We start from the raw sequence: 4,038 nt of genomic DNA on the forward strand, positions 1-4,038 counted from the left end.
GGGCGCCGGCCATGGTGTGCCCGACGAAGGTGAACCGGTGGGCGTCCGCGGCGGCGTCCAGCGTGGCGCCGTGCGCGGCGAGGGCGGCGTCGTGGGCGTCAGCGTCCCGGTGCGCGGTGCCACGCAGCAGAGTCCTGGCCAGCAGTTGGCACCGGGTCACCTCGCCGGGTTCAGCCGCGGCGTACGGGACGGTGAGGCGGAACTCCACCACGGGCACGACGGGGGCCGAACAGACCACCACGCGCAGTCCGTTGGCGAGTGTGGTGTCGACGTCGGGCAGCGGCAGCCGGCCCTCCACGAGGCCCGTCCCCGAACCCCCGCTCACGCCGCCACCTCCTCGCGCACCCCGGCCGGTACGAAGCGCACGACCGCCCGGTGCGAGGAGGCGAGTCGGGCGGCGGCCCGGCGCACCTGCCCCCCGGTCACCCCGGTCCGTACCAGTTCCGGCAGCGTCTGCGTCAACTCGGCCTCGCCGAACAGGGACTCGCGCAGGCCCAGCAGCTGTGCCCGGGCGCCGGGGTCGCCGAGTTCGCGCAGCGCACCAGCGGCCCAGCGCGCGGTCGTGGCACGCAGCAGGTCCGGGTCGACCCCGTCCTTCGCCACTGTCTCCAGGGTGTCGTCGAGCAGGGTCAGCACGTTCTCCGCGTCGTGCTCGTGCACGGCGAGCAGCGTCAGCAGGTCGGGTCCCGTGGTGTCCAGCGGCAGCCCGAAGAGGCCGCAGCCCACGGAGAGGCTCGCCATCCGTGCGGCGGCCGGCCCGCGGCGCAGCAGGGCCTGCCTGCCCTGGCCGAGCAGCGCGGCCAGGACCAGGTGCGCGAGGTAGTCGGTGCGCTCGGCCACCGGGTCCGGCATCCGGTAACCCACTGCCACGGCGGGCGTCCTGGCGTGCGGGTCGGCGACCGTCAGGCGCCCCTCCCGAGCCGGCGGGGGCTCGTGCGCCTCCGGTGCGGCCACTGGCGGACGCGTCGGCACGGAGGCGAAGTGGCGGCGTACGAGACGTTCCGCCGACCGCGGGTCGAACGCACCGGTCAGTGTCAGCACGGCGTTTCCGGGGCCGTAGTGGTCGGCGAAGAACCTCTCGCACCGCGGAATGTCGACGGCCGCGAGGTCGGCTGTTTCGCCGTACCCGTCCCTGGTGTTCTCCGCGCGCGAGTGCAGGGCACGCGGCAGCACCCACGGGAATGCGCCGTAGGGGCGGTTGTGCACCATGAGGCGGATCTCCTCGTCGATCACCGCGGTCTGCGTGCGCAGGGACTGCGCGGAAATGCAGGGGTCGCGCATTCGGTCCGCTTCGAGTGCGAGCAGCATTTCGAGGGCGGACGCCGGCGCGGCGGCGTGGTAGACCGTCACGTCCTGGCGGGTTCTCGCGTCACCGAAACCGCCGGCGCGCTGGAGCCGGGGCAGATACCCCTCGGGCGCGGCACCGCGACCGCCTTGGAAGACAAGGTGCTCGAAGAGGTGCGCGAGACCCGTGTGCCCCTTGGGCTCGGTCCGGAAACCGACGCCGTAGTGCACCGCGAGGCCGACCGCGGCGCCGACGGGATGCGGTGCCAGCAGCACCCGCAGGCCATTGTCCAATTCCAGGCGGCGCAACTCAGTTCGGATCACCCGGGCGAGCATAGGCCGGGTCAACTCCCCATTCAACGGCAGGCGTTGACCGATTGCGGCCAGTGTCCGCATGCGGCCAACCCCATTGCCATCCCGCCGTCGGCCGGGGAATGGTTTTGGCACAGCCGGAGAACGTGATCGCTGAGATCACCGATCCGGTCAACCATTCGATCCCGCTCACACCAATGGGAGTGAATATGAACACGCAGTCCCTCATCAGCGGCTACTCGGCCTACGCTGACGCCGACGAGATCGTTCCCGCGGCCGAGGCCCCGGCGGCCACCACCACGGTCACCACCTCGTCGCAGGCGTGCATCTCCGCCGCGTCCGCCATCTCGGCGGTGTCGATCGACAACACCTTCGACCACTCCTGCTGACTCGAGTGATCCGCTGAAAGGCAGGGCGGGTGCCCACCGCCGGAATCGGTGGGCACCCGCCCTGTCGCACGGTAGCGGGTCGCCGGACGCCGCAGGTCGGCTCACTCGTCCTGGTACGGCTCGGATTCCTCGACGCCCTTGTCGGACAGGCCCAGGATGATGGACGGCAGCGCCGACGACGTCAGCATCAGCGTCGTCAGCAGGCCCGGCATCCGCTCGATCATCCCGGGGTCGTCCTGGAAGACGATCATGAGCAGGACGACGGCCATGCCGGCGGCGATCGCGCACTGGTAGCCGATGAAGGACACCCGGTCGCGCAGCCCGCGCTCGCGCTCGTCCAGCCCCGCCACCGGCCGTTCGGCCACGCCCCGGGTCATCGAGCGCAGCACCCCCCACAGCAGCAGCCACAGGGCGAAGCCCACGAGCCACCACGAGTCGGAGAACGCGTTGCCGTCCGAGATCAGGGACAACACCACCATGGCGGCGCTCAGTGCGCAGAGCGCGAGTGCCACGGGACGCATGGGGCTGCGGACCGGACTCGTCGTCACGTCAGAACCTTCCCGGTTCACCTACGTTCCTCCTTTTTGTACAGCTGGGCGGACAGCGGTGCGAAGGGGTGACGACTGAAGATCGCCTCGACCGGCAGCTCGAAGACGTCGCTGAAGCGGAAGGCCAGGTCGAGGCTCGGAAAGTAGTCACCCCGCTCGATGGCGCCGATCGTCTGCGGGTGCACCTCCACCAGTTCGGCCAGCGCGACCCTGCTGAGGCCGCGTTCCGCGCGCAGCACTCTCAGCTGGTTGTAGATCGGCATTCCCTCGCGATGACTCACTGGGCTCATGTCGAAAAATGTAGTGCTAACACAACAGATCGTCAAGAAAAAGCTACGGGAAGGAAGGCTTACCTGTGACCGACGTGCTCCCGAGCGTGCTCGTGCCGAACATGCCCGACACCCCGGACGCCCTGCGGCCCTTCGCCGAACTGGTGCGTGACACCGGCGCGCGCCGGTTGTGGACGGGCCAGTCGCTCAAGGTGGAGACCCACCAGGCATTCGCCCACCTCGCCGGCGCCGGCCTGCGCGTCCCCGTCGGCACCGGCGTGACACTGATGCCGCTGCGCCACCCGTACGAGGCCGCCCTGCACGCGCGCTCCCTCGCCATGCTCACCGGGAGGACGGTGGTGGCCGGGTACGGCGTCGGCGCGCCGGCGTTCGTACGCAGCCTCAACGGGCGTACCTATGCCAGCCCGCGCACGATGGCCGCCGACTACCTGCGCACGGTCCGCTCGCTGCTCGACGGCGAGGTCGTCGACCACGCGGGGGACTACCACGCGCTGCGGGGGCGGCTGATCCCCATGGACCACCCGGGCGTGGAGGTCGGCGTGGGAGTACTGCGCCCCAACATGGCCCGCACCGCCGGCGGCGTCGCGGACGTCGCCATCACCTGGATGACCCCGCCCGGATACGTCGCCGAGACCCTGATGCCCGCCCTGGAGGAAGGCGCCAAGGACCGGGACGCCCGCTGCCGCGTCGCGACCGTCGTCCACGTCGCGGTGGAGCGGAGCGGCCGGGACCCGTACGTCCTCGCGCACACCGCCGCCGCCGGGCACCTGGCGGCCGACCACTACACCGACATGCTGCGCCGCGCCGGTGTGCCGGCCGACCCGTCGGACACGGCGGCCGGTGCCGCCGCGCTGGTGGACAGCGGAACCTACGTGTACGGCTCGGCGGACCACATCGCCGCCCGCCTCGACGAGTACCGGGCCGCCGGCGTGGACGAGGTGATCCTCAACTGCGGCGGGGTGCTCTTCACCGAGAACCCGGACGCGGCGTTGCGGGACGCCCGGGAGATCATCGAGGCGATCCGGCGGCGGCACGGTGACTGAGCCGGCCATCCCCACGGAAGCGGCACCGGTGACCGTGCGCGAGTACGGCACCCGCTATCTGCGCATCACCGTGCGACACCACGGGGGCACGGCGTTCAGCTGGCTGCGCGCACCCGGGCCGGCCCACACCCGACCGCAGCGCCTCCCGGCGCCGGCGGTCGAGGCGGCCCTG

At 71.6% G+C, this 4,038-nt stretch carries 7 protein-coding genes; 3 read left to right on the forward strand and 4 right to left on the reverse strand.

From position 1 onward, the window contains the following. Together ACYVE9_RS17995 and ACYVE9_RS18000 are read right to left on the reverse strand one after the other, a co-directional pair. Window positions 1–325: hypothetical protein (locus ACYVE9_RS17995; protein WP_461028903.1), on the reverse strand; the 325-nt coding region annotated here is incomplete at its 3' end. Further along, window positions 322–1,608, reverse strand: a complete 1,287-nt coding sequence (locus ACYVE9_RS18000; protein WP_461028904.1) for a M16 family metallopeptidase — start codon at window positions 1,606–1,608, stop codon at window positions 322–324. The genes ACYVE9_RS17995 and ACYVE9_RS18000, both read right to left, overlap by 4 nt. Before the next feature lie 197 nt (window positions 1,609–1,805). Between ACYVE9_RS18000 and ACYVE9_RS18005 the strand changes: the two genes are divergently transcribed. Beyond that, entirely contained in the window at window positions 1,806–1,985 is a 180-nt protein-coding gene (locus ACYVE9_RS18005) for an LxmA leader domain family RiPP (protein ID WP_461028905.1), read from the forward strand. A 101-nt stretch (window positions 1,986–2,086) separates the two neighbouring features. Here ACYVE9_RS18005 and ACYVE9_RS18010 read toward each other — a convergent pair whose 3' ends face one another. Together ACYVE9_RS18010 and ACYVE9_RS18015 are read right to left on the reverse strand one after the other, a co-directional pair. Continuing rightward, window positions 2,087–2,533, reverse strand: coding sequence for a hypothetical protein (locus ACYVE9_RS18010; protein WP_461028906.1), 447 nt, complete (start codon window positions 2,531–2,533; stop codon window positions 2,087–2,089). Between the two features lie 17 nt (window positions 2,534–2,550). Then, window positions 2,551–2,823: a helix-turn-helix transcriptional regulator gene (locus ACYVE9_RS18015; RefSeq protein WP_461028907.1), complete on the reverse strand. Its 273-nt coding sequence runs from the start codon at window positions 2,821–2,823 to the stop codon at window positions 2,551–2,553. Window positions 2,824–2,888: 65 nt separating this feature from the next. On the opposite strand from ACYVE9_RS18015, the gene ACYVE9_RS18020 reads away from it, so the two are divergent. Beyond that, complete coding sequence (locus ACYVE9_RS18020) at window positions 2,889–3,866, forward strand: LLM class flavin-dependent oxidoreductase (protein ID WP_461028908.1); 978 nt, start codon at window positions 2,889–2,891, stop codon at window positions 3,864–3,866. Further along, on the forward strand, window positions 3,859–4,038 hold a 180-nt coding region (locus ACYVE9_RS18025), incomplete at its 3' end, for a hypothetical protein (protein ID WP_461028909.1). The genes ACYVE9_RS18020 and ACYVE9_RS18025, both read left to right, overlap by 8 nt.

This window comes from Streptomyces sparsus (genome assembly GCF_054776295.1).